Raw genomic sequence first — 24,520 nt, forward strand, 5'->3', positions numbered from 1 at the left:
CACGGGGCTGACAAGCTTGCAGCTCGAACTTTGTCGTTAGAATTCAAGAAGCAAAAAGGGTAAACCGAATCCGCGGGTTGCGGTTCTGCTTACCCTTCTTATGTTATTCCGCCGGGTACGAGCAGACGTAGTCAGTAACGCTGCGTATCTCCAGTTTAAATTTGGATTCGGCAGGCACGTGGAACGTAGCTTGGCCTTGAATCTCTTGCCACTCTTCTTCTCCGGGAAGCAATACTTTCAGATCTCCGGACAGAATCTCCATAATTTCACGGGAATCCGTACCGAACTCATAACTGCCTGGAAGCATGATGCCCAGAGTCACTTTGCTGCCATCCCCCAAAATAACCGTTCTGCTGGTTACCTGACCATCATAATAAATGTTGGCCTCTTTCACTACACTGACTTGATCGAATTGTGACATGCGTACCCGCTCCCCTGAAGTTAATGAAAACAAAAGGCAAAACAGATCAGGGCGATAACGAGTTACCGCCCATGCTCTGCGGAAATAACTTACTGCCATGGATCAGGACAGCATGAAGCTCTCCCGACCATAGCAGCGCTTATGAAGCTATTACAGCAATGCTTTTACGCGGCTAACCACGTTGTCCACTGTAAAGCCATATTCTTGGATAACACGGTCGCCAGGCGCGGATGCACCGAATGTGCTGATTCCGAGAATGTCACCTTGATCTCCAACATATTTCTCCCAGCCCATTGGATAAGCCATTTCAATCGCAAGACGAGCTTTAACATCCGGAAGAAGAACGGACTCTTTATAAGCTTTGTCTTGTTTCTCGAACAGATCCCAGCTTGGCATGCTGATTACGCGAACTTGGATGCCTTGTTCAGCAAGTGCTGCTTGAGCTTTAACAGCCAATTGCACTTCAGAACCTGTAGCGATGATTTGTGCTACCGCTTTGCCATCTTTTGCATCAGAGACAACATAAGCACCACGTTTCACGTTCTCACGTGAACCTTCAACCGTACCTTCCAGGATCGGCAGGTTTTGACGAGTGAGTACGAGTGCAACCGGGTTGCTCTTGTTCTCAAGCGCGTAAGCCCAAGCAGCCGAAGTTTCATTACCATCAGCCGGACGAATAACCGTCAGGTTAGGAATGATACGCAGGGACGCCAGTTGCTCGATTGGTTCGTGCGTAGGACCATCTTCACCAACAGCGATACTGTCGTGAGTCAGAACATACGTTACAGGCAATCCCATCAGGGCAGCCAGACGAACAGCCGGACGCAGGTAATCGGTAAATACGAAGAACGTACCTCCGAATACTTTCACACCGCTGTGCAGTGCCATACCGTTCATTGCTCCAGCCATACCGAATTCACGGATACCGAAGTAGATGTTACGGCCGGAGTAATCTTCAGGTGTGAAGTTCTCCAGGTTGTTCAGGTGAGTCATTGTGGAGCTTTCCAAGTCAGCAGATCCACCTGTCAGTTGTGGCACGTTGTGCGCCAGACCGTTCAGAGCGTTACCGGATGCTACACGAGTGGAAAGAGCTTTGTCTGTTGCTGCATATTTAGGAAGATCACGGTCCCAACCTTCTGGAAGGTCGCCGTTAATCGCTGTTTCGAATTGAGCTGCCAGCTCAGGGAATGCTTTTTTGTACTCGGCAAATTTCTCGTCCCAAGCTTTGTTAGCAGAGATACCACGATCTTTCACTTGTGCAAAGTGATCGCGAACTTCAGCTGGTACGTGGAAGTTTTCTTCATAAACCCATTTGTAATACTCTTTAGTCAATTTGGCTTCGTCTGCACCCAGTGGTGATCCGTGAGTACCGCCGTGGCCGCCTTTACCTTGTTTGTTCGGGCTACCATAACCAATAACCGTTTTAACTTCGATCAGTGTAGGACGCAGTGTATCTGCTTGACCTTCCTGAATGGCTTTTTCGATTGCAGGCAGATCGTTACCGTCTTCAACGCGCAGCACTTGCCAGCCATAAGCTTCAAAACGCTTCGCGATGCTTTCGGAAGAAGACAGATCCAATTTACCATCCAACGTGATGTCATTGGAGTCGAACAACATGATCAGTTTGCCCAGGTGCAAACGTCCAGCCAGGGAAGCTGATTCATGGGATACGCCTTCCATCAAGTCACCATCACCACAGATTGCGTAAGTGTAGTGGTCAACCACGTTGAATTTGTCTTTATTGTATGTTGCGCCCAATTGAGCTTCAGCCATCGCCATACCTACAGCCATTGCAATACCTTGACCCAGTGGGCCGGTTGTTGCATCAACACCTGCAGTGTGTCCGAATTCCGGGTGACCCGGTGTTTTGCTTCCCCATTGACGGAACTGTTTCAGTTCTTCCATTGGAAGATCATATCCGCTCAGGTGCAGCAAGCTGTACAGCAACATGGAGCCGTGTCCTGCAGACAGGACAAAACGGTCCCGGTTAACCCAAGTTGGGTGGTCCGGGTTATGAGTCATCGTTTTTGCAAAAAGTTGGTACCCCATTGGAGCGGAGCCCATAGGCATACCCGGATGTCCGGAATTTGCCTTCTCAATTGCATCAATCGCCAAAGTACGTACGGTAGTAATCGACAGGTTGTCGATTGTAGTGTTCTCGTCCTTTTGAATCGCTTCGTTCTTGTCAGTCATGGTTTGTCCTCCTCATGTCTTTAGATAAGTCGGGTGCGCAAGCGAATCCCTCTCATCATACAAGCAAACCGAATTTCACAATAAGTGAATCCGCTTGAGTGTTTCATTTTGACTTATTCACTTTTGTATTGTATCACTTGGCGTGAAGCTTTTCCATAACCTTCTTTTAGAAGTTCTGAAAAATCGGTTGTTTGTGATGAATAATCCTTGCCTATCAAGCAAAAATCGTACTGAACAAGGCACTTGAATCCAAAAACAGACTTAACGAGCCTCGCAAATCCATCGCATGAAGTATAACCTTTAACCTGAAAAAAATGCATTTTTTAGATATCAATCCTCAATTCACATATAATGTTCCTATATGGATTCGAAAATCGTGCTGCGGTTTACTACCAGTTGTACCCCAAAATAAAGGGAGGATGCATCTATGCCAGATCATATTGTTCACCCACCCACATCGATAAAGTACTCATTACCCTGGGTATCGGGTATTTTAACGGGAATTCTCTCGGGAGTTGTTCTGGGATTTTTCCTCAAAGTGATTCAGGCCTACACCGGCGAACAAGTATATACGCTGCTTCTGAATATCGATTTTGTGCCTGGTCTTCCACCAACCTTACCCGAATTCATTGAGTTTGTTTTACATCTGGTTGTGTCCGTTGTCATCGGCATCTTCTACCTGTGGTGGGTACGATATTCAGGCCACCCTATATTCAAAGGCATTTTGTTTGGTGCCGTCTCGTCCCTGCTCTATATCCCACTCTCTCAACTATCTTCGCGTGTGCCAGACCTGTACGATGTGTCAGCTATCCTCTACTGGATTGCAGGACATCTGCTGTTTGGTATTGTGCTTGGCTTGTGCGGAAAGTATATGAACGCGAAAAAAGCGACCCCCTTTTCGTAAACGAATGGGGGTCGCCTTTTTGTTAGTCTATTACGTGGTTCCGAATCAACCTTGCACAGTATTAAAGCGAGAACTTAAAATACGACGGTTTTATTTTCATGAACGAGAACACGGTCTTCGACATGCCATTTCACGGCACGCGCAAGCACAACACGCTCAATGGTACGTCCAATACGCTTCAATTCAGTTACGTCATCTCCGTGGCTTACACGCTGCACATCCTGTTCAATAATCGGGCCCCCATCCAGTTCTTCCGTAACATAGTGCGCTGTCGCACCGATGATTTTGACACCGCGGTTATACGCTTGAGCATATGGTTTACCACCCACAAATGCCGGAAGGAAGGAATGGTGGATATTAATAATTCGATTGCGGTAGTGCTCAATGAACATTGGAGAGATGATCTGCATGTAACGAGCCAGAATGATCACATCCACATCATTGCCGATGACGTCCAGCTGGCGCTGTTCCGCTTCTTTCTTCGTATCTGCTGTTACCGGAATATGATGATATGGAATGCCGAATGATTCTACATAGTCCTTCATGTCCAGATGGTTACTAACCACAAGAGCAATATCGGCATCCAGGTCGCCTGCCTGCCATTGCCATAACAATTCAACCAGGCAGTGATCTTCTTTGGATACAAAGATAGCCAGTTTCTTCTTGCGGCTAACCGCAGATAACGTCCATTCCATTTGGAAACGGCTTGCCACTTCTGCAAAATCAGCTTCCAGTTTCGGCAAATTGACCAACAATTGCGGAAGATCGAACTCAATCCGCATAAAGAACATGCCGCCAGCAGGGTCCATTGTGTATTGGTCCGACTGTACAATGTTTGCACCATGCTGGTGCAAGAAGTGAGACACGGCAGCAACAATTCCTGGACCATCCGGACAGGAAATGAGCATGCGCGCGCGATCGGCGCGGTTTTTAGAATCAGGGCGTACTTGTTTAGCATGGATCTCCATCGGGTTATTCTTCCTCCTTCAATTAAGCCATGACCTGCGGGGTTAACCCGCAAGCCAAGCAATCAAGCGATGATTCAGTTGTTCTTCATTCAAATGAGGGAACAATGCAGCTTCAGCCACCATGTCATAGAGACGTTCCAGCGGTTCGCGCGGATCTGCCTTTTTGGCTTTGGCATCATTTTTGAGCAATGTCCATACATCCAGAATATACGAACGGGACTCAATCTCTTTACTTTTGAAAAAGTGTTGCAGCTGTTCTACTTCTGTCAGGAATTCCTGGCCGAATCGACCGGCAACATCCCCACGCAGCAGCGCAATCTCCACCTCATACATTGGACGCTGTGTCTTGGCCTCTTTGCCAATCCAAGGTGTCTCCAGGATAAATGGACGTCCTTGAAGCTTCTCATGGTTAACGATGCGGTTAATCGCCTCAAAGCCAATCCAGCCAGAGCCAATCGGTGTATGACGGTCCTTGTGTGCACCTACAGCATTCTTACTATCATTAATATGCATTACGGCAATGCGGTCAAGTCCTACCGTACGATCGAATTGTTCAAGTACACCGTCAAAATCATTAACGATATCGTATCCGGCATCATGAATGTGGCATGTATCCATACACACAGTCAGGCGCTCGTTGTACGTTACTTTCTCGATAATCTGAGCGATCTCTTCGAAACTGCGACCCATCTCCGTACCTTTGCCAGCCATGGTCTCCAGAGCGATGTTCACATCCGTCTCTTTCACACCCTCCAGCACTTCATTCAGCCCTTCTGCGATCCGTCCGATCCCATAGTGAGCATCTTTGTCTGTGAATGCGCCCGGATGCAATACGATGTTCTTCACACCGATGGCATGTGTACGACGAATCTCTTCCTGAAGGAAATCTACAGCCAGTCTGTACGTACTATCTTTGTATGAGCCAAGATTAATAATGTACGGTGCATGGACAACAATATCTTCCATTCCACCTGCTTGCATGGCAAGCTTGCCTTCCTCAATATACATGGATTCAATTGGCTTGCGACGTGTATTCTGTGGTGCACCCGTATATATCATAAACGAACTGGAACCGTACGAGGACGCTTCCTTCGTTGCACTCAATAATCCCTTGTCCGAAAAGGACACGTGGGAGCCGATTTTCAGCATTATTGATCCCCCTTATTCTGAATTATCCCTTATTCTAACGCGATTATCGAAATAAATCTAGAAATGCGCTATAATTCGGGATAGAGGCTATTTTTGACAGCTAATATGTGGAACATGGGTAGGCGGAATCCGTCTTTCCGTGAAAATCAATGAACCGAGGTGACTCCGCAATGATTTTCGACTCCTACGTGATGATACTGACGAGCAGTTCCCCCAGCAATTGGTTTATGAATACGATCGCATTCTGGACTTTTTTATTACTTGGCAGCATGTGTGTCGGTGGATTTTTTATGATGCGCAAGTTTTTGAAAGTGCTACCAAAAGCAGACGGAAAGTCCAAACTGGATTGGCAGAATTATTGGGTTGAAGCCAGCCGTCACTTATGGACAGATGAAGCCAAGGCTTTTTTAGATCAACTCGTGGAGCCTGTACCTGGGCCATTTCGTGACATAGCCAAACATTCCATCGCTGCAGAGATCGGTAAAATTGCAGTTGAAGACAACGCCACGGAAGTATCGAGAGATCACTGCATCAAAGGATACATTATAGCCACACCGAAGCGGGATAATAAGTTTTTGGTGAAATTCTTGGAGAAAAACAAAATCGATTATTCCCCTTATCAACATTTGATCAAATAAAATAACAAGATGAGTTAAGCCCTATATCGAATTGGTTAATTAAGATACATCAGCGATCAGTACCTTGTATCACTTACTGCAGGATCGCTCGGTCTACGACTACTTATATTGAAACGTACTTGAGATTTAGGCGAAAGGCTCATATTACAAGCTCCGTCAGGTAAGTCGTTCCCAACAGGCATTGCTTACCTTCCGGGGCTGTTTGTCGATTCACGGATACATGTCAGCGCAGTGAAAATTACAGAGAGGATGTTCATCAATATGAAAATTGCCATTTGTGGAGGTACTGGGTTTGTGGGAGGAGCTCTTGTGGATTATTGGCTGCAAGCCGGACACCACGTGAAAATCATCACACGCAAACTGCCTGACTTGCATAATCCAAGCAAGAATCTTACATATATATCATGGGAACAAGTCGAAGAGCACCCTCAACTACTTGAAGGCATGGACGCTCTCGTCAATCTTGCCGGAGAAACGTTGAACCAACGATGGACAACCAAGGCAAAGCTGGAGATCGTACAATCCAGGGTAACAACTGTTGCCCGGGTAGCCCGTTTGGTGGATTCACTGCAACAAAAGCCCGAAGTCGTCGTTCAGGCTTCTGCCATGGCCATCTATGGAACCTCCCCTACCGAAACCTTTGATGAGAGTAGTCCGCAAAAGTCAATGAATTTCCCATCCCGGGTCTCAGAACAATGGGAAATAGCTGCAGATGCCATCAAACATGTCAGGCTCGTCAAAATCAGGGTTAGCCTGGTTCTTGGCCATAAAAGAGGGGCCTTTCCATTGATGAAACTCCCTTATATGCTGGGTGTTGGCGGCAAGATAGGCAGTGGCAAGCAGTGGACCAGCTGGATTCACATTATGGATATCGTAAGGCTGATTGACTTTAGCATTCAAAATAAACAAGTGTCAGGTCCAGTCAATGCTTCCTCACCGAATCCGGTTACCAATGATGAATTTGGTCGTACGGTCGGCAAGGTCTATCATCGCCCTCACTGGTTCCCCGTACCCAGCTTCATGATTAAAACCTTGGTCGGAGAACTATCCGTTGTCGTGCTTCAGGGGCAGAGAGTCATTCCGCAAAAAGCACTCGACCACGGATTCCAGTTCACCTTCCCTACATTAACCCAGGCTCTTGAAGATCTGAAGCACCGTGGCTTATCCGACTGATCGAACCACGGATTGAACTGTGGCTTATCCAACCGACCGATAGGTGTAAACAGATTCCGCCAGGGTGAATGTATCTCCATCCGCCAATGGATACTCCTTGTAAGGAGCAAGAATATTGCCCTGAAGAACGGTTCCATTGACGGAACCCAAGTCCTTAATCACATAGCCCGATTTGTTCCGGCTCAATTCCACATGAGCACGGGACACGCCGGTAGCTGTGTCTACCCACTGAACCATGTCTGCTGATCTTCCGATTACAAAAGATGCGCCTTGAACATCCATTCGTTCATGTTGATCACTGCTTCCCGATCTTCGCTCAAGATAAAATGACGGCACTATAGGGCCAGCCCCAGTAACTTTGCCTCCAGTCAGATTTTGCAAGTTCACGGTTGCTTCCGCAACTGTATCATGTCGAATTAATTCCGAAGTTGAAGCTGCAACTTGTGCCTGGCCTTGTACAAACGGTGTTTCGGAAGGTTCAGCTGTCATGTACAGATTTTGAAAACGGGAACGCTCCATTGCTTCTGAAGCTGATTCAGCAGCTTGGTATATACGTTCCTCCGGCTTGTCAGCTGCATTCCAGCGCCAACTTTCCTGAAATAGTTCCTCTTCATCTTCAGTTTTCTTCCCTTTGTTCTTACCCAGGCTGAATGAAAAAGAATGTTTATTCTCTGAGCCATTCTGAGGGTTCCCCTTGCGCTTCCACGTCCATCCTGCCACGCCAAGCAAGCCTAGACTGAGTACCGCTGATAGAATCATCTGTTTCTGTCCAGGTTGCTCCATGTATATGAATCTCCATACCAATGCCATGGCAACCATGCAGCCCAGTATGATATAGGTTACTTTGGAAGATCCGGACTTCTCCTCCACTTCCATGTCAGCATGCTCTAGCGAATGATATGGGTCACCCAATGCCTGATCCACGATGCTTGAGTCCTCCAATGAAGAATGTCCAGATGAGCGTCTGCCTGTAAAGGTTCGTGACCTCAGCGGAATGTCTTCAACCCCGGGAGCACTCATTTTCTGCTGTTGACGGAAATTTAGTGGTGAATCCACAGAACCATTTTGAATGGGACCACTGTACTGATACTGATATGGCCCGGAATTACCAGCAAAAGGGTTACTATCTCGCTCGGAAATCGACGAATGTGAGGCACCTCTTGCCCTTGGATCATCGCCCGCTTCCGAGTTTCTGGACGAGAGGAATGCTGCGCTTCCTCCACTCTCTTGCTCGTCAGCGTATAACTCCAGCAGTAGCTCTCGTAATTGTCTAATATCCCAGCGTTCATTCTCGCATAACTGCAGAACACGCTGAATGCCTACTCCCTGCAGTTCCTGTACATGGGCCATCAGCCTGATTACCAGCTCACGGAATTGCTGAGGCGTCGAATCATCTTCATCCTTATCCATGATCGGTACATATACCATCCCAAGCTCACCCTGTTCGAATGAACCATTGATGAACAAGTACTCCTCCTGAATCAATAATTTACGAGGTTCCAGCATATATTGTCGGCATTCCGTGAAGGCATCTGCCAGTTGGAACAACAGACCATACAGAACACGCAATTGGATTTTGCTTGACTTTAACATTTGGGATAACATCTTGTAGCCCGATATGTCGTACTGCAAAGTTACATTTCGATCCACTTCCCGAATATGAACAGGCAGAAGTCGCGGGATCTGATTGGAGGACAACATCCCCATCTGCACCCGGCTCAATTCCTCCATTCGTAACCCTTCTGCTTTTTCCAAAACCATGAACGCTCCGCCATTACGAATAAAATCTCTCGTTAATCCATACATGCCAATCCTCTCTTTCCATTGCTGTATAGGTTCAACTAAAGAATGTTTACACTGAAACTTCGATGACGGAACAACCTTCCGATCGCTGTTCTCGTGTAAAAAGTTTAGTTGATATGAGTTGAGTTACAATACGCTACACTTTTCCACTCCAATCGCAGTGCCATCTTCGGTCGCTGTTATCCTAGCGTTTTCCAGACTCCTTATATCAAGGGAAAAGTGCGGGGATAAGGACCGTGATATACGCAGGTAACACCGCCAGCATAAATGGAAACTTCAATGTCTTCTCCTTGTTCACCAGCTTGAGCGAACCAAGCATGAAGAATCCTGCAAGATTTCCTGCCATGCCTCGAATCCGTTTCGCTGAGTTCTTACGGAACAGAAGTATCACTAAACCAACGGCTCCCGCATACAAAACCGAATAAATAATCACATGAATGCCAAAAGCGAGTCCCGTCCATGCACCAATACCACCAAACAATTTCACATCTCCTGCTCCTACCGCTCCAATCACATACATCAGGAACAAGATCCCAAAACCGGCGGCAAATCCGGCGGCTGAGAACAAGAAGCCATTCCATCCTCCCCATATGATATGGGCTAGTACGCCAGCTACAGTCACAGGTAAAGTCAATCGATTGGGAATTTTCATGAAACGAATATCTGTTATAAAAGCGGCAATAACGTATATGCCACAGGCAATGTAAAACCACTCCAGTTCCATCATCTCCTTTCTTATTTTCTGGAGGCCACGTTAATCGTAGTCTCCGTCTTGGCACCATCCGCGGTCTCGACCACAAAACTCCATGAACCTTCTGTTGTCCGGGTACCGACAAACCAATTCCATTCAATGATTCCATTCTCATCTGCGGTGGCCCAGCCGATGTGCTTCGCAGAGCTTTCACCTGACTTGTAAAATATCGTTAAGTTGGCTGTCGCTCCTGGTTCTACCTTCACCTTGATCGTTGCATTGTTGCCTATGTAAGCCGGGTCAGGCTTCAACAGTACTGTTGCGGAGCCCGCAGTATGCCCGTCTCCTCCGCTGCCATCAGCTCCTTCTCCTGTATCTCCAATCCATATCCGTTCTGCCGCAGCAGCCTGAATCCGTAGCGGTTTGCTAAGGAAGGGTACCTTTATCGGCAATTCATAACTCAGTTCAAGCCGAAAATATGGATTCGTTTTGTTCTTGAGATCAGGTATGGAAACACCATTCACATGAACACGTTCCATATCCAGCAGGGTTGACTCGATAAATGGTTCAAGCAGCGGTTTTACTGTGGGATCAAGCACGGTTTCTAACACGGAGGTTTTGATCTCCTGTAAGGGCTGTTCACCACTGGCTGCTGCTGATCGTACCCAATCACTTAATGGCTCAGGCAGTGAGGAAGCATAACCTTCTGCCCATTCTGTCAGAGACAACTCTGGTATCTTCCAGCCCCCTCCGGAGCCTTCACCGCCTGCAAAATCAGAAGGCGTGAACACAAGAGATACCGGATATATTTTCGTTGATAACTGCTTTACCGCTTCCCCCGCCGTGCTCTGTAGTGCTGTAGAGATTAGAGTCATCTGCACAATGAAAATGAGAAACATGATAAAGAACAGAAAGACAGGCAAAACCAGTGAGGCTTCCAGAACCATGCTGCCCTGTTCCTTTTTCGGAAAACACATCTGCATCTTCAAACACTTCAAACGTGCCATTTTGGTTATTCGTGTTAAACGAATCTGTAATTGTGCGTTTTCTTTTTCATATCGTTGCTGCTTATCCATAATCCCTCCACCGAAACGATCCCGATCATTCAATAGGAATAATCCGCCTTCCGCTCAATGAAAAATCGCCCACCTTCAACCTGATCCGCACTCCCCATAACTGCACCTATGCTTCTAACCACCCCTGGCAGAAACCACAGTTTGACGCTACTTCGCATATTACCTGAAGCATACGTCTGTTTCTCATCTGGATTTACGCCGGTATTCAATCGAATCAGAGCCAGCATTCTAGACATTTTAAGTTCATTGTTGCTATGCATTAAGAGGAACAATCGCAGATGATCCCTGTACGTCAATTTGACTTTGATATGCTTGGACAATTCCACACTGCCTTCTTTCGCAAGTTTCACCATATCGGCAATGGCGTTTGTAATTCCGTGCAAGATAGCTGCCGATAACACGAGAAGTGGATTCCCCAGCTTGCTATGCTCAATTAACCCTTCTGCCGTCCGAATAGCCAGCCGCATCCCAAAGATCTCCGCATATGCCGCAGCAATGTTACCCGAAGGATTATGAAACCCGTATACGATATACTCCAGTTCCTGATTCTCCAATTTGAAGACATCACCGGCATCTCCACCTTCAGTCCAGGTAAATAACTGACCAAAATCCATGGAGTTAAAATAGGCAAGGGCATACTCATTCTGAAATAATTCATCGCCAAGGCTATCCAGCAAACCGGACATCCCGCCGAACAAACTGTCCATTCCCTTCATGGCATCCCCACCAGAGTCATAGGGATCAGCAGCAATCTCTGCCTTTTTGGCTTCCTCACGACTAGCCTCGTTAAAAGCAATATTAGCGTTGTAATACTCCTCAAGCTGTTTGAAAGCGTCCATGGAACCAGAACTTCCTTTTTCAATCTGTGACAAGATCCGTTTAACTTCCTTCAACTTCCCTTTGGATTCTTTGTCATTTGCTTTGCGCTGGGCATCCGCACCTCGACCACTCTCCAGCTGTTGCTTACTCTGGAGGATGAGGTTGGCAGGACCATTACGCACATAGGTATCCATATAACGTTCCGTAATCTGACTTGCCTGTCTGACGGCGGGTTTAATCGGAACCCCACTCATGCCCGTAACGTTGCGGAGCTGAGTATTCAACTCCATGTTGTCTCTTCTGACGTTAGAGAAGTCCGAATTTTGTGAATCCACACGTGCCTTCAACTGATCAAATAGGCCATCTGCCCTCACAAGTTCAGAAGCGAGGGAACGTGTGCTTTTGGCTTCACTCCCTGATCCTGTAGATGCAGGACTGGTTCCAGGCAGATTTGAGTTTCCCACGTTGTCATAGCTGGCATTCTGTGAACGGTTCTCCCCCTCTGCAATCACACATTTCATTTCCTCATTCATCTTGCGCGCTTCTTCGATCTTGGACTGCGCTTCGTCCAGCTTCGTTTGATGGGCCTGTAACGCGGGCTGTATGATCATGCTGATGCCTGTCACCACATTACTCACACCCGTCCGATAACGCGCCAGTTCCAATATGTATTGTTGCTCTCTGAACGGAAGTCCCTCATCTGCTCGTTTCTTGTTTAGATAATCTGCATAACGTGCCGCTGCTTCGGCAGCTGTCTCTGGTGTTTCTTCCAACATTTCTTCATAGATGGCCTGTGAAGGCGGGTTCATGATCAACTTCGGAAGATTCTTCAGCTTCTCCGCAGATTCCGTCTGATTAGCAATGGCCTCGTCCAGTAATTCTTCACGCTTGTCATATAATTTCTGTAATTTTTTCAGCAAGTCTACCGTGTGCACGGCTTCCTTCATCTCGTCCGACATCGGTTTGAAACGATTGATCACTTCAAGGGTAAAATCAACCGGAGCCCGATACTTCATATCCTCCTGAATCTGGCGATTAAATATATCGTATCTTCCCAGTTCACGCTCCATGCTGAGCGAAGTTGTATCCCACTGGATATCCAGAATAGGGAATCCATCTTTCACGGATGAAGGCTTCACACTATCATTCAACACTTTAGCCATAATCGCATCCCCACTGCTGTCACCATACCCGAATAAACCATACTCCCGGAGTGATGTATCATAGGCTGACATGACGGATCTCATTGCAGCATGTGTCATTCGTTCGGTCTGCACTTTGAATGCCGCTATACGAGCGTAATCAATAAATATAGCTACAAACATATAGACTCCAGCCAATATTAATATCAAAAAAAGGGTTACAGCCCCCGACTCACCGTCTTTTTTCCTAAACAGATCTGCCCTCCTCCTTTGTTCACTTTTTGCTTTTGCCAAAATGCTGCACGACCTGTCCGGCTTCTGCAGCCGTAGTGGTCGCTGTTCCGCCCTTGCCTTTAAACTTGGCTGCGTAATAACGAACCAGATCTACCGTTCGAATGAATTCAACCGGTTCAACAACTGCGGATGATCCCTGAGTCTGCACACGGTTACCTGAATCGAACAAAAAAGACGGAAGAGGCAGAGAAATCACTTGATCCAGCTTGGTCGTTATCTTCCTCTGAGTCAGAGAATTCTGATATTCAATTGTTCCTTTCATGGCCGAAGATATATGTTGAACCGCTTGCGATAATTTCTGTTCCGAGAGACTTCCTCCCTCACCAGCAGGTACAGAAACGCTGACCTGATTATCCGCTCCCACCCAACCAAACAGTGCGCCGAGCATACGATCATCCTTCAGCCTCCAGTACAGATTGTCATGTTCTCCAGCGACAAATTCACCAGTCATTGCCTGCTTGTGGCTGTTGTCCCAGCTATAAGCTGCACGTTCGGAAGCCGCATAGGCATGTTGATTCAGAAATGTCTTTTGATACATGTACATGGTAAAAAAGAGCAACAACACAAGAATAAACAGCACGACAGGGAAGATTAGGGAGGCTTCAACGGTGAAGCTCCCTTCTTCCTTCTTCAGCCTGTTAACCCGGGAAAAATTCATTACTTTTTGTATCCACTTTGCTAAGAAGAGACTTGATTAGTGCCGTTATTTGGTCTTTAAAAATCAAAGCAATAATGATAATAACCCCGATAATCAGAATCAGCTCCAATGTGCCGAGTCCGTCCTCTTCCTTCCAAAATGCATTTACCTTGTTTTTCAACACGTCCATCATCCCAATTCCTCCTACATATTCATCATCATAAAAGCAGGTGCCCCGATCATGACCACGATCGTAAAAAAGATTAGCACCATCGGAAACACCAGTTTGGAAGAAGCCTGTTCTCCCTTCGCCCGACTGACAGCCTTGCGTTTCTCCCACAACACATGTGACAGATCCCGCAGCGCCAATACAAAGTCACCTCCCCCACGCCGGAAATTGAGCAGTACCGTTGTTGTAAAAATCGTCACTTCCTGCACACCGCAGCGGCGGCTGAACTGTTCAAATGATTGTTGAAACGAATAACCGTTATTCCAATCTCCCACCGTCTTTCTGAGTTCGTTGTACAGCGGATGATTCCGTTCCCCCTGGCTTGTCACACAGTGAACGATGGCACGTTGCACGGTCTCGCCTGCGCCAACCAGCAGAACAATCCGGTTCAGCAGTTCAGGCAGCTCCATAAGGATATCCTGATCTCTGCGCTGCACCTTCGTATTGAGGTCTTTATAGAGTGCAAAAGGTAAAGCGATTCCTAGCGCGAGTCCACCCACCATGCCTCCGATGCCCATATCTCCAACGAGTGTTAACAAACAACCTACCAGTAACATGAGCCATGTGTAGGTCAGCATTTCAGCGCAATAGAGCATTGTTTTCTCCCCACTGTGCTGGATGCCATACATTTTTTGAATGGCATGTTGCATCCGAAACATGACTACAGGCAATCTACGCCCGATTTCAAACTTTTCCAGGATAAACAGGAAGGGACCATGCAGTTTCTTCAGTCGCAATCCTTCCATATCCAGCTTGCGCAGATGGCGATAAGTCTGCCCCCGGGTTCGATCCAGCACCAGCCATCCCGCTCCGAGCATCCCTCCGACTATCACGGGAAGCAGCATCATTTCAGCTCCTTATACTTTGATATCCATAATGCGAGTAATCCACAGATAACAGCAGGCGAGTACTGCCAAGGCACCACTAGAGATGAGGTAACCCATCCCGCTATACAACGGCTCCATAAAATCCTTGGCGGTCAGATTCAGAAATATCAGAAAAATAAACGGAGCTGCAAACATCACCTTTGATTCGAACTTTTTCTGTGATACCGCGACCATAATATCCTGTTGAATGTCGAGCTTCTCACCAATCACCGCAGATGTACGACGCACGACCTCAACCAGGTCCCCGCCAGTTCGTTTGCATGTAATAAACACGTCTGCAAAATTCGTAATATCCTCAATCTGCGCCCGATCCGAAAAATCCTGTAGCGCCTCTTCAATCGGTTGTCCATACTCCAAACGTGTCCGCAATATTGTGAACTCACGAATCAGGTCGGTATCCGCTTCCGGGTTCAGCATCCGCAAATCCTCCACCGATTCCTTGAATCCATTTTCCACTGATTTTCCTGCAGCCAGTGCAGAAGACAATGCATATAACGCTTGCTTAAAATGTAAACTGAGCGTCATTCTTCTTCGTTCCAGCATTACCTTAGTCCAGTGTTTTGGTACCCATATGCAGCCTGCAGCCAGCATCGCTCCCGCCAACCAGTGGTGATAGAACAGAAGTCCGACTCCAAAGAACAGCAGACCACTAATCAGCATAGAGACCATTCGTTGTCTCCGGGAAAGCGTATATACGGTGTAATCCGTCAACATCTGTCTGGTTTCACCCAACATTAATCACCTTCCAATAGCTTTAATTCACGTTGTTATCTGATGAATCCGATTCAATATTATATTTTCCTATGTATTCATTCAGCCATTCCCCGAGCCCAGCCATCTGAATTTTGTCGATCTGATTCAACTTTCCAACCTGTACTAACCCGCCAATAATTTTGCCTTCCCTCTCTTCATGTTCCTGGAAACGAAACAGTGGATTCAGCAAGACCTCACCGTCCTGCGTACCGATCACTTCACTGATCTCTGTCACCCGCCGTGAACGGTCCCTTAGTCGAGATAAATGTACAAATATATCGATTGCCGAACTAATCTGCTGTCGTACAACCGCAATGGGAAGATCCGCACCACTGAGCACCATCGTTTCGAGTCTGCTGATCATATCCGAGATGGTATTGGCATGCCCTGTAGACAAGCTTCCATCGTGCCCAGTGTTCATTGCCTGTAACATATCCAGCGCTTCTGCGCCCCTTACTTCACCAATCACAATCCGGTTCGGGCGCATCCGTAAGGAGGACTTGATCAGATCCCGAATAGATATCTGCCCTTTGCCCTCGGTATTCGCATTCCGAGTCTCCAGTGACACCAGATTCGGTACCGTTACAATCTGTAACTCAGCCGAATCTTCAATTGTAATAATCCGCTCATCGGCAGGGATGAACTGGGATAGTGCATTCAGAAAGGTCGTTTTCCCGGAACCAGTACCACCTCCAATGAAGATGTTGTATTTGCTCCGTACCAACTGTTGCAGCAGTTCTGCAGCTTCTTCATGCAGGGCTCCCTTTTCAATCAGATCAGACATCTTCATCGGCTCACTCGGGAATTTACGAATGGTCATCGTGGGGCCTTTCAGAGCAATGGGAGGCAATACGATATTGACCCGTGAACCATCCTTTAACCGGGCATCCACGATCGGAGAAGACTCATTCACAATCCGGTTCACCCCGGACACAATCATCTGAATGATGTCCTCCAGGCGTTCCTTGGACTCAAATTCAAGGGTGACCTGACTGACCTCACCTTCTTGCTCCACAAAAATCTCCTTGTGACTATTGATCATAATTTCTGTAATATCGGGATGATCCACGAGTGGCTGCAGAATATCCAATCCCCGAAAGGAGTCAAATAATCGCTGTACCAGTGTATGACGCTCCCCGGAGGTCAGATCATCCAGCTTCGGATCACTGAGAACTTTGCGTTCTATCCCTTGCCATAGTTCATCGTCTCCTGCGGAAGAGGTCAAATCGAGGCCAGCCCTGACCTCCCTGCGCATAATCTGGAACTGTTCTTCACGATCCAGTATTCGATTGGATGAATCCGTCATAACGCCCACCGATCCTGCTTCTGAATTCGCCCCGTCTGCTTCAATTCTTCTTCTCCATCTTGTACCAGCATGGCACATAATTTTTTCACTTCCCGCTGGAAGATCGGAGAACTAAGCATGACTTCTTCCTGACTAAGCTGCTTCCATGAAGGGATATATGGCAACACTGCATCCAGATGCAGATCAGATCGCGGAAGTGCATTAACGACATTGTCCCGATATTTATTGACCACGAAGCATGAACGATCCAACACGTTCTCGTACACATCTGGCTTGGTACGCTCGACATGCTGTAACCACTGTCCCCACCGATGCATGGCAGTTACATCATCTTCAACTAACCAGACAAAGGCATCTGCTGCATCGAACACCCCTTCGCTGCGTCCATCCCAGCCCGAATCACCATCGAGAATGAGCACGTCATATTGTCCGCATTCGGTCAAATAACGAAGCAGATTCGACGTATCCTCACGGGTCATCTGCAGCATTTCCTTCCGATTCGATAACGGCCAGAATACATCAGACTTCAGCGCTTCGTGCCGAATCACATATCCATCCACAGCCTTGGATTGCACCTGTAACTGCTTGCCTGATTCCTTCCTGCCCACCTTCAGATCGTAAAGCAGGCGTGACAACCCCGTCTCCGCATCCGGGTTGCGTTGCCCACTTCTAGAAAGTCCCTTCTCCAGAAACGGAAGCGTGCTATCCAGTGTCTCCAGATTAAGATAGAGTACAGCATAACCCGCGAGCCCCAACTGCTTCGCCATGTGCAAGGACACTGCCGTTTTGCCACTCCCACCCGAAGCGGACACTACACCGATGGAGAGAGTCTCCTGCCCCGGACGATGAATTTTCTTGCGGCGCGGCTGCCGGCAAGCATTCATCACAGCCTCCAGTAACGTTGGCAAGGGTTGGTATTTCATCAGCCGCTTCGTCTCATCCACCTCTTCCAGCCCTTCACTCAGCATTAGCCAAGGTACACCCGATGCTTCTCCACCGTTGCTCAGCCAGTTGTTCAGAAATTCCGGTTCCGCAACGACCAGATCCGGCATCTCCCGACCTTCCTGCTGCTCGTTCATGTGATCTCTGAATGAATCCCATTGGGAGAAGGCCGTAAAACGCACTTTGAAACCTGACGAACTTCCCTGTACATAATCAAGCCAGGCACTAATGTAATCTCTGTCTTTGGAAACCAATACTGCCTTCAGTACAATCAATTTCTCCTTCCCTCCCTGCAAAAACAGCACAAAAAAGCACCGTCCAATAACCGCATGAACATGCAGTATATGGACGGTGCTTCCGTCACGTGCTATGAATGTATGGATAATATAGCATACAATTTCTGGTGGAGCAAGGGATTTATTCTAACCCTTTTTTCCTTAAGAGTGATACGGTGAATCGAACTCAATGATGTTACGGTCAGGATCAAGTACAAAAATCTGTGCGAATCCAGCCACACTGTCAGGTCTCGCTTCATACTCAATTCCCTGCTGCTCCAGCCAAGCTATAGTCCCTGAATAACTGGTGACCCAGATCGCAAAGTGACCGTCTGTTGTATCAATACCAGCCTCGCGCAGCGTGTGACCCTCCGGGTGTTGGAGCAGATGAAGTTGCTGACTTCCGATAGCGTACCATGTGCCTGTGGAGCGAAAAGCAGGACGCTCAATCTCCTGCATTCCGAGCAACCCCGAATAGAACTTTTTCGCGATTTCCAGATCACGTACAGCCAGACTAACGTGGTGGATGTGTGCATATTCAATCATGTTTGATATCCCCTCCCTAATTATACATGACTATACTATATCACCTTGAACCCTGACCATATCCCCGCCAAAAAGAAAAGCACCTCTGATTCTAATCCGGTAAACCTCTCGGCTCACACAGATCTAGTTCAGAGGTGCCATGCAAACGACATGCATCAATGCTCGCTTACCGCATTAAATCATCTTCAACATATCCTTTGGCATAACCAAATTATTTTGCGCTATCCAATGCTTCTTGTGGAATCTTGATCTCTTCCACTTGATCGTGGTTAGAAAATGCACTGGTCATCTTCATGTCCATCGTCATTTTCTGTCCATTCTGTTCCATCTCCATGACCATGGTTACGTCCGTACTTGCAGGCAGGTAGGTTTCTTTGTTGATCATATATTTCATCTTCATGCTAGTAATATTCATCTGATCAAGCATGGCTTGCATCTGGGCATCCGATCCGTTTTGCTCCATTACAGCTTTGGCCAGTTCCTTCACGTTATCACCGGATACGTCAGCGTTAATCACATAATTGTCGCCTTCTTCAGTCACTTCAGTATCTTCTTCGATCTTTTTGAATTGCTCCAATTCACCTTCGGGATTCATGCTTGCTTTCATCTGCTCAATCAATTCAGTCGTTTGAGCTTCAGGAATCGCAACCCATTGATCTCCAACTTGGGAGTAGATTTTGTCCGAAGTGATATACTGCTTCACGTTCTGAGCTTCCTGTCCCGACATTTCCATATTCATCTCTTGATAGATCATCATTGGATCTTTGATAATATCCATCTTGAGCGATGTTTTAACCTGTTGATCCTGGGACTGTTCACCAGCATCCAGTTTCAGATTCTGATCAATGTTTGCTTCAGTTGTGAAGCTTTTTATGTCTTTCGTAGCTGCATTGGTTTTGGTAATCAATTCGTCCAGGGTAGGAATCTTTGTCTCCTGCTCTGCAGGTGTATTGCCCTCGTTAGTCGTTTCGTTGTTAGTCGCTGGCGGCGTTGCCGTATTATCTGTGTCGTTACCGCATGCTGCCAAGCTTACTGCTAATAATGCCCCGATAAATAATGTAGTCCACTTCTTCAAGTTGTTGTCCTCCCAAATTAGATATGATCTATTGTCATTACCCAATTATTTCCGTTATTAATCACAAAAATCGATCTTTGATCTCTGGGGTAGGCAACATGCACGCTTCGTCCTTGCCAAACCAGCGATAACGGTTACGCGCAACCCAGTTGTAGATTGCATTACGAATAAATTTCGGAACGATAATAAACACATATAACAACGGATAAGGAAACTTCAGACCTTTGGCCAATCGCAGCGCGGCGGTCGAACGTGTATAGTATTTTCCATTTTCGATCAGCACAAAGGTGTCCATACTGTCTGTCGACAGATTGCCTTTCTCCAGCAATTCCTTGGCTACATCGGATTGGAGCGAAGCAAAATGATATTTCCCTTCCGGGTCACGCTTGATAATCCACTTGGTTAATCCCTGACAGAAGTGGCAGACGCCATCCACCAGTACGATGGGATGTCCCTGATGCACATCCGTTTGATTTGCTGTCATATTGGCTGCCTCCTATTGTTACGGTTAGAGTAACTTACCCACTCTGAGCCATCTTGTTCACTAATGCCATATTTTATTGATAGGAAATAAAAAGAAAAAGAGCGCAGGCATTGTGCCCACGCTCGTATCTGTCCGACAATTACTCCGTAACTGCCTTATCCATCCATTGGTCATCGATCATCTGTTGATGCAGGTCAGTTGCCCATTGGTCCATACATTTGCAAATGAAATCTTTGCGACATACTGGACAAGGCGTTTTCTGCAGACGGCTGATAGTGGTCATTTTCCATTCCGGAGAACGGGAGTAGAATACACGGCATTTTGTACCGTCTACCAATTTCATTTTAAATTCATACAATCCGTCTTCCTTGTTACCATAAGCTAATTCTAAATCTGCAATACGCGGTCTATAAGACATGGATATCACCTGTTTAATTCAAATTTGGTTCATGCAATGACACTACTCAGTACTAAGTCATATTAAAGAAAATTCAGTTCAATGTCAACTCACGCATGTCTACCCGCCAAACAGAATATCCAGAATTGTCCCCACCTGCCCCTGTTTTTTCCCTTTCAAGACATCCGGATCGAAAACTTCAACATACCCGCAGGAGGAACAGGCCACGAACAGGTAGTGGTTATGCTGGATATCAAACATTTTGCTCAGGCCTGCTCCTGACATGGAAACTTCCTTAATGTTACAATCCGTCCCCCTGCATTTCGTACATACAAATCGCCGCTCAATCATCTCTTCAATACTCATCTTTGTTCCCCCTTTAAGGAATGTGTAGCATCAAGTGGGATTGCAATTATGTAAAATAGTACGAGATCTGATATCTAATCTCCTGCATCATGTTCATGTATTATAACCATCACAAAACCCTGCCGATTGCCAGCAGGGCTCTGTATTTGAACATCAGGTATCCAGGATACCCTGCTCTATAACTTCTCCCGTTACTACCGGGAGTCAGGTCTTAGACTACGTTTAATACAACATCAATGTTGCCGCGTGTTGCTTTGGAATACGGACAGAAATCATGTGCCTTGCGGGCCAGATCCTCTGCTTGAGTGTGATCCACACCAGGCATGCTCACGTCCAGACGAACAGACAGCTGGAAACCGTCATCCGCGGGGTCTTTACCAATGGATACGTTACTTGTAACGACCACATTCTCCAATTTCACACCTGCTTTACGTGCTACATTGGCAAGGGCACTTTCATAACATGCTCCATATCCAGCGGCAAAGAGTTGCTCAGGGTTGGTACCTTCACCACCGGAACCACCAAGCTCTTTTGGCATTTTCAGATCATGCTTGAGCACGCCATCCGAAGAAGTCACCGAACCTGTACGTCCACCTTTTACTGTCGCTACTGCTGTATATAAAGCTTCCATTAAGAATCTCTCCCTTATCCATATAGTTTTAACTGCCTTCATTTCAATTTAAACTTCTGGCTCATTTTGAAACGCATTTTATATCTTTATCAGCTTTTACATCTTTATCATTTTCATGCATATTAGCTTCCATCGCTGTATTTTTCCTGAGGTTGGGTAATGTACGAAAGAGCATTTTTAAGCTTCATTCGAAATTTTGTCCTGATACACAAAAGTTGCACTAGACAAAAATAATTGAAGGAGTACAATGTAACAATAAACATAAAAATTTAGATATATCATGAGCGGTTCGTCCCGCATCAATATTTCAAAATCAATAATTTTAAAGTCAGGTGATTATCGTATGAGTAAAAAAAATCCGTTCAACGCGCCTTCAAGTGAATCATTGTCTACTGCGGGCATGGCCCCTTCTCTTGGAGAAGCACATAGCTCGATGAAAGTCCCGCAGAATGCTGCATGGTGGAAGAAATTCCTCGCTTTTGTAGGCCCAGGGTACCTCGTTGCCGTAGGTTACATGGACCCCGGCAACTGGGCAACAGATATCGCAGGCGGCTCACAGTTTGGGTATACCTTGTTATCCGTCATCCTGCTCTCGAACCTGATGGCCGTTGTACTTCAATCATTGGCTGGCAAGCTCGGAATTGTCACTGGACGGGATCTGGCTCAAGCCTGTCGCGAACGCTTCAGCATGCCTGTCGTCATGATGTTATGGATTCTGTGTGAGCTTGCCATTGCAGCCACCGATCTGGCAGAAGTCATTGGTTCTGCCATCGCGTTAAAGCTGTTATTTAACATTCCTATGTTATACGGCGTTATCATCACCGCAGTCGATGTACTATTGATCCTTGTACTGCAGAACAAAGGCTTCCGCGCTCTGGAAACTCTCGTCATTGTGCTGATGGCGACCATTGCCCTCTGTTTCGGCATCGACCTGTTTCTGGCGAAGCCGGATATGGGCGGCGTTCTCCATGGTTTTGTACCCAATGTCGAGATTTTGCAAAACCCGGCCATGCTCTATATCGCCATCGGTATTATCGGAGCAACCGTGATGCCGCATAATCTATACCTGCATTCTTCCATAGTACAGACCCGTCAGATCGAACAGACACCGCAGGGTAAAAAAGAAGCCATTCGGTACTCGACCATGGATTCTACAATCGCGCTGACACTGGCTCTGTTCATCAATGCGGCCATTCTGATTGTATCTGCCGCTGTATTCCACAGTGCCGGCATGACGCAGGTTGCGGAGATCGCTGATGCCTATCATCTGCTGACACCTCTATTAGGTACTACTGTTGCAAGTATCCTTTTCGGTGTGGCGCTGTTGGCATCAGGTCAGAACTCTACTCTTACAGGTACACTCGCTGGGCAGATTGTCATGGAAGGTTTCCTGAATATTCGAATTCCAGCATGGCTGCGTAGACTGGTCACACGTCTGATCGCCATCATCCCTGCTGTAATTGTTACAGCCATCGCAGGAGAACATGGCACAGAAGAACTGCTCATTTTGAGCCAGGTCGTGCTGTCTCTTCAATTACCTTTTGCTGTCATCCCCCTGGTGATGTTCACGAGTGATAAAAAAAGCATGGGTGCATTCGCCAACAAATTATGGCTCAAAATCATCTCATGGGTCATTGCCGCTATTATCGTTGTGCTAAATGTATATCTGATCATTCAGACGATCCGGTTGTTCTAATCTCATTCTAAATGACTAAATATTAAAAAGGCTGATCGACTCCGGTATTCTATACCCAAGTTGATCAGCCTTTATTGTTGCTATACAGCAACGTGTTTTCATTTATAGTAGAATCTCTCGTACGCAATCATCTAATCCTGGTTTGGCACCAATAACGGCAGGAGCTTATCCAATGAATCAACAGTCCAATCTGCACGTTCGTCATCCGATAGTTCCGGCTGGAATCTCCCGTAACCCTGCATAATCCGTATCGTACGCATGCCCAGCTTCCGAGCAGGAATAATGTCGTTATCGATCCGATCCCCGATCATGACGGCTTCCTCTGGTTCACAACCGGCCTGCTTCAAGGCTACAGCGTATAACTCAGGGTCTGGCTTGGACACCCCTTCTTCAGCCGAACAGGCCAGAACATCAACATACTTCCGCAACCCGTAGCTCTCCAGTCTCTCTTCCGTTCCAGGACTTTGATTGGCAATAATGCCAATGCGATAATGCTTCGACAAGTGCTCAAGAACCGAATCCGCTGAAGGAAAAGGACGTTCAAGATCTTTTTGAAACTTCAGCTTGTCCTGAATCTGTTTTTGGTGCTTCTCGTCTCCAATGAATGTTCGAATAGCCACTCTCATAGGCCATTGCTCATAATTCTGGTAACAGTTCGTGAACAGTTCTCGTACCGCCTCAATCTGCACCGGATACCCCAAAGCGCATGCTTCACGGACGAACTGTCCGATAATATCATCAACCGGCTCCCATTCGTCCACCAGCGTATCTCCAACATCAAAAAACAACCACTTTATTCCACCTACATCCGGCACGCCAATTCCTCCTTGTAAGCCACAGGCGATTCCTGATCCTAATTTAAAAGTCGTGTTCAAAAAGTCTGGTTTTCAGTACCGAGAAGATGGAATGAAGCTAGAAATGGAGTAGCGGAGCGTAGGGAAAACTACGTGAGCAACTACAGTGTTTCCGAAGGAAACATACTTCGTAAGCATATTCTTATTCGGCTGAATTTCATATTCGATGCT

Annotated in this window: 25 protein-coding genes; 4 read left to right on the forward strand and 21 right to left on the reverse strand. The window is 46.7% G+C overall.

Translation table 11 applies throughout. From position 1 onward, the window contains the following. Positions 1 to 103: 103 nt before the first annotated feature. Both ppnP and tkt read right to left on the reverse strand, forming a co-directional pair. Entirely contained in the window at positions 104 to 421 is a 318-nt protein-coding gene (gene ppnP, locus AC4G47_RS23090) for a pyrimidine/purine nucleoside phosphorylase (protein WP_017689983.1), read from the reverse strand. A 150-nt stretch (positions 422 to 571) separates the two neighbouring features. Further along, positions 572 to 2,614, reverse strand: a complete 2,043-nt coding sequence (tkt, locus tag AC4G47_RS23095; protein WP_036610788.1) for a transketolase — start codon at positions 2,612 to 2,614, stop codon at positions 572 to 574. A gap of 427 nt (positions 2,615 to 3,041) precedes the next feature. Here tkt and AC4G47_RS23100 point away from each other — a divergent pair, with 427 nt between their 5' ends. Continuing rightward, entirely contained in the window at positions 3,042 to 3,518 is a 477-nt protein-coding gene (locus tag AC4G47_RS23100) for a hypothetical protein (RefSeq protein ID WP_458125765.1), read from the forward strand. A gap of 74 nt (positions 3,519 to 3,592) precedes the next feature. Here AC4G47_RS23100 and purU read toward each other — a convergent pair whose 3' ends face one another. After that, positions 3,593 to 4,486, reverse strand: coding sequence for a formyltetrahydrofolate deformylase (purU, locus tag AC4G47_RS23105; protein ID WP_017689986.1), 894 nt, complete (start codon positions 4,484 to 4,486; stop codon positions 3,593 to 3,595). 42 nt (positions 4,487 to 4,528) lie between these two features. Continuing rightward, positions 4,529 to 5,635 (reverse strand): deoxyribonuclease IV, encoded by a 1,107-nt coding sequence (locus tag AC4G47_RS23110; protein ID WP_491102907.1) that lies wholly within the window; start codon positions 5,633 to 5,635, stop codon positions 4,529 to 4,531. Between the two features lie 170 nt (positions 5,636 to 5,805). Between AC4G47_RS23110 and AC4G47_RS23115 the strand changes: the two genes are divergently transcribed. Beyond that, the gene (locus AC4G47_RS23115; protein WP_145320381.1) at positions 5,806 to 6,273 is read left to right on the forward strand and encodes a DUF2621 domain-containing protein; all 468 of its coding nucleotides are present in this window, start codon (positions 5,806 to 5,808) and stop codon (positions 6,271 to 6,273) included. A gap of 261 nt (positions 6,274 to 6,534) precedes the next feature. Next, positions 6,535 to 7,446, forward strand: a complete 912-nt coding sequence (locus AC4G47_RS23120) for a TIGR01777 family oxidoreductase (protein ID WP_491102909.1) — start codon at positions 6,535 to 6,537, stop codon at positions 7,444 to 7,446. A 24-nt stretch (positions 7,447 to 7,470) separates the two neighbouring features. Here the strand turns inward: AC4G47_RS23120 and AC4G47_RS23125 are convergent, their stop codons facing one another. The 16 genes from AC4G47_RS23125 to AC4G47_RS23200 form a co-directional block, all read right to left on the reverse strand. Beyond that, on the reverse strand, positions 7,471 to 9,252 hold the full coding sequence (locus tag AC4G47_RS23125; protein WP_491102910.1) for a DUF6382 domain-containing protein: 1,782 nt from the start codon (positions 9,250 to 9,252) through the stop codon (positions 7,471 to 7,473). A 205-nt stretch (positions 9,253 to 9,457) separates the two neighbouring features. After that, a complete protein-coding gene (locus AC4G47_RS23130; RefSeq protein ID WP_491106769.1) occupies positions 9,458 to 9,973 on the reverse strand; it encodes an A24 family peptidase in 516 nt (171 codons plus the stop codon). A gap of 11 nt (positions 9,974 to 9,984) precedes the next feature. After that, on the reverse strand, positions 9,985 to 11,016 hold the full coding sequence (locus AC4G47_RS23135) for a pilus assembly protein (protein WP_491106770.1): 1,032 nt from the start codon (positions 11,014 to 11,016) through the stop codon (positions 9,985 to 9,987). 29 nt (positions 11,017 to 11,045) lie between these two features. Continuing rightward, positions 11,046 to 13,271 (reverse strand): hypothetical protein, encoded by a 2,226-nt coding sequence (locus tag AC4G47_RS23140; protein ID WP_491102912.1) that lies wholly within the window; start codon positions 13,269 to 13,271, stop codon positions 11,046 to 11,048. After that, a complete protein-coding gene (locus AC4G47_RS23145; RefSeq protein WP_491102913.1) occupies positions 13,252 to 13,929 on the reverse strand; it encodes a TadE/TadG family type IV pilus assembly protein in 678 nt (225 codons plus the stop codon). The genes AC4G47_RS23140 and AC4G47_RS23145 overlap by 20 nt, the downstream gene beginning before the upstream one ends. Next, positions 13,910 to 14,101 carry a Flp1 family type IVb pilin gene (locus AC4G47_RS23150; protein WP_336759555.1) on the reverse strand — a complete coding sequence of 64 codons (192 nt, stop codon included), beginning with the start codon at positions 14,099 to 14,101 and terminating at the stop codon, positions 13,910 to 13,912. Before AC4G47_RS23150 ends, AC4G47_RS23145 begins: the two co-directional genes overlap by 20 nt. Before the next feature lie 11 nt (positions 14,102 to 14,112). Next, entirely contained in the window at positions 14,113 to 14,982 is an 870-nt protein-coding gene (locus AC4G47_RS23155; protein WP_491102914.1) for a type II secretion system F family protein, read from the reverse strand. Positions 14,983 to 14,994: 12 nt separating this feature from the next. Continuing rightward, complete coding sequence (locus AC4G47_RS23160; RefSeq protein WP_491102915.1) at positions 14,995 to 15,759, reverse strand: type II secretion system F family protein; 765 nt, start codon at positions 15,757 to 15,759, stop codon at positions 14,995 to 14,997. Between the two features lie 19 nt (positions 15,760 to 15,778). Further along, positions 15,779 to 17,083 (reverse strand): TadA family conjugal transfer-associated ATPase, encoded by a 1,305-nt coding sequence (locus AC4G47_RS23165; protein ID WP_458127185.1) that lies wholly within the window; start codon positions 17,081 to 17,083, stop codon positions 15,779 to 15,781. Next, positions 17,080 to 18,300: a nucleotide-binding protein gene (locus tag AC4G47_RS23170; protein WP_491102917.1), complete on the reverse strand. Its 1,221-nt coding sequence runs from the start codon at positions 18,298 to 18,300 to the stop codon at positions 17,080 to 17,082. The genes AC4G47_RS23165 and AC4G47_RS23170 overlap by 4 nt, the downstream gene beginning before the upstream one ends. Before the next feature lie 162 nt (positions 18,301 to 18,462). Next, complete coding sequence (locus tag AC4G47_RS23175; RefSeq protein WP_062833131.1) at positions 18,463 to 18,846, reverse strand: VOC family protein; 384 nt, start codon at positions 18,844 to 18,846, stop codon at positions 18,463 to 18,465. Positions 18,847 to 19,057: 211 nt separating this feature from the next. Further along, positions 19,058 to 19,921 carry a DUF6612 family protein gene (locus AC4G47_RS23180; RefSeq protein ID WP_458125756.1) on the reverse strand — a complete coding sequence of 288 codons (864 nt, stop codon included), beginning with the start codon at positions 19,919 to 19,921 and terminating at the stop codon, positions 19,058 to 19,060. A 61-nt stretch (positions 19,922 to 19,982) separates the two neighbouring features. Further along, positions 19,983 to 20,405, reverse strand: coding sequence for a thiol-disulfide oxidoreductase DCC family protein (locus tag AC4G47_RS23185; protein ID WP_491102919.1), 423 nt, complete (start codon positions 20,403 to 20,405; stop codon positions 19,983 to 19,985). Positions 20,406 to 20,544: 139 nt separating this feature from the next. Continuing rightward, positions 20,545 to 20,823 (reverse strand): hypothetical protein, encoded by a 279-nt coding sequence (locus tag AC4G47_RS23190; protein WP_458125755.1) that lies wholly within the window; start codon positions 20,821 to 20,823, stop codon positions 20,545 to 20,547. A 99-nt stretch (positions 20,824 to 20,922) separates the two neighbouring features. Further along, positions 20,923 to 21,168 carry a zinc ribbon domain-containing protein gene (locus AC4G47_RS23195; protein ID WP_024629326.1) on the reverse strand — a complete coding sequence of 82 codons (246 nt, stop codon included), beginning with the start codon at positions 21,166 to 21,168 and terminating at the stop codon, positions 20,923 to 20,925. Between the two features lie 211 nt (positions 21,169 to 21,379). Then, a complete protein-coding gene (locus AC4G47_RS23200; RefSeq protein ID WP_458125753.1) occupies positions 21,380 to 21,799 on the reverse strand; it encodes an organic hydroperoxide resistance protein in 420 nt (139 codons plus the stop codon). Positions 21,800 to 22,199: 400 nt separating this feature from the next. Between AC4G47_RS23200 and AC4G47_RS23205 the strand changes: the two genes are divergently transcribed. Then, positions 22,200 to 23,495, forward strand: coding sequence for an Nramp family divalent metal transporter (locus tag AC4G47_RS23205; protein ID WP_036669231.1), 1,296 nt, complete (start codon positions 22,200 to 22,202; stop codon positions 23,493 to 23,495). Positions 23,496 to 23,626: 131 nt separating this feature from the next. On the opposite strand, the gene AC4G47_RS23210 is transcribed toward AC4G47_RS23205, so the two are convergent. Beyond that, complete coding sequence (locus AC4G47_RS23210; RefSeq protein ID WP_491102921.1) at positions 23,627 to 24,310, reverse strand: HAD family hydrolase; 684 nt, start codon at positions 24,308 to 24,310, stop codon at positions 23,627 to 23,629. Positions 24,311 to 24,520: the final 210 nt, after the last annotated feature.

The sequence above is a fragment of the Paenibacillus sp. Negev47 genome (genome assembly GCF_058313655.1).

What these genes read in the sequence shown, in the direction of transcription:
- AC4G47_RS23200 (WP_458125753.1), bottom strand. Translation starts at nt 21,799, where the DNA reads ATGGAAGCTTTATATACAGCAGTAGCGACAGTAAAAGGTGGACGTACA.
- AC4G47_RS23165 (WP_458127185.1), bottom strand. Translation starts at nt 17,083, where the DNA reads ATGACGGATTCATCCAATCGAATACTGGATCGTGAAGAACAGTTCCAG.
- AC4G47_RS23185 (WP_491102919.1), bottom strand. Translation starts at nt 20,405, where the DNA reads ATGACAGCAAATCAAACGGATGTGCATCAGGGACATCCCATCGTACTG.
- AC4G47_RS23205 (WP_036669231.1), top strand. Translation starts at nt 22,200, where the DNA reads ATGGCCCCTTCTCTTGGAGAAGCACATAGCTCGATGAAAGTCCCGCAG.
- purU (WP_017689986.1), bottom strand. Translation starts at nt 4,486, where the DNA reads ATGGAGATCCATGCTAAACAAGTACGCCCTGATTCTAAAAACCGCGCC.
- AC4G47_RS23120 (WP_491102909.1), top strand. Translation starts at nt 6,535, where the DNA reads ATGAAAATTGCCATTTGTGGAGGTACTGGGTTTGTGGGAGGAGCTCTT.
- tkt (WP_036610788.1), bottom strand. Translation starts at nt 2,614, where the DNA reads ATGACTGACAAGAACGAAGCGATTCAAAAGGACGAGAACACTACAATC.
- AC4G47_RS23100 (WP_458125765.1), top strand. Translation starts at nt 3,042, where the DNA reads ATGCCAGATCATATTGTTCACCCACCCACATCGATAAAGTACTCATTA.
- AC4G47_RS23110 (WP_491102907.1), bottom strand. Translation starts at nt 5,635, where the DNA reads ATGCTGAAAATCGGCTCCCACGTGTCCTTTTCGGACAAGGGATTATTG.
- AC4G47_RS23175 (WP_062833131.1), bottom strand. Translation starts at nt 18,846, where the DNA reads ATGATTGAATATGCACACATCCACCACGTTAGTCTGGCTGTACGTGAT.
- AC4G47_RS23135 (WP_491106770.1), bottom strand. Translation starts at nt 11,016, where the DNA reads ATGGATAAGCAGCAACGATATGAAAAAGAAAACGCACAATTACAGATT.
- AC4G47_RS23130 (WP_491106769.1), bottom strand. Translation starts at nt 9,973, where the DNA reads ATGGAACTGGAGTGGTTTTACATTGCCTGTGGCATATACGTTATTGCC.
- AC4G47_RS23115 (WP_145320381.1), top strand. Translation starts at nt 5,806, where the DNA reads ATGATTTTCGACTCCTACGTGATGATACTGACGAGCAGTTCCCCCAGC.
- AC4G47_RS23190 (WP_458125755.1), bottom strand. Translation starts at nt 20,823, where the DNA reads ATGTCTTATAGACCGCGTATTGCAGATTTAGAATTAGCTTATGGTAAC.
- AC4G47_RS23125 (WP_491102910.1), bottom strand. Translation starts at nt 9,252, where the DNA reads ATGTATGGATTAACGAGAGATTTTATTCGTAATGGCGGAGCGTTCATG.
- AC4G47_RS23150 (WP_336759555.1), bottom strand. Translation starts at nt 14,101, where the DNA reads ATGATGGACGTGTTGAAAAACAAGGTAAATGCATTTTGGAAGGAAGAG.
- AC4G47_RS23155 (WP_491102914.1), bottom strand. Translation starts at nt 14,982, where the DNA reads ATGCTGCTTCCCGTGATAGTCGGAGGGATGCTCGGAGCGGGATGGCTG.
- AC4G47_RS23160 (WP_491102915.1), bottom strand. Translation starts at nt 15,759, where the DNA reads ATGTTGGGTGAAACCAGACAGATGTTGACGGATTACACCGTATATACG.
- AC4G47_RS23195 (WP_024629326.1), bottom strand. Translation starts at nt 21,168, where the DNA reads ATGAGTATTGAAGAGATGATTGAGCGGCGATTTGTATGTACGAAATGC.
- ppnP (WP_017689983.1), bottom strand. Translation starts at nt 421, where the DNA reads ATGTCACAATTCGATCAAGTCAGTGTAGTGAAAGAGGCCAACATTTAT.
- AC4G47_RS23145 (WP_491102913.1), bottom strand. Translation starts at nt 13,929, where the DNA reads ATGAATTTTTCCCGGGTTAACAGGCTGAAGAAGGAAGAAGGGAGCTTC.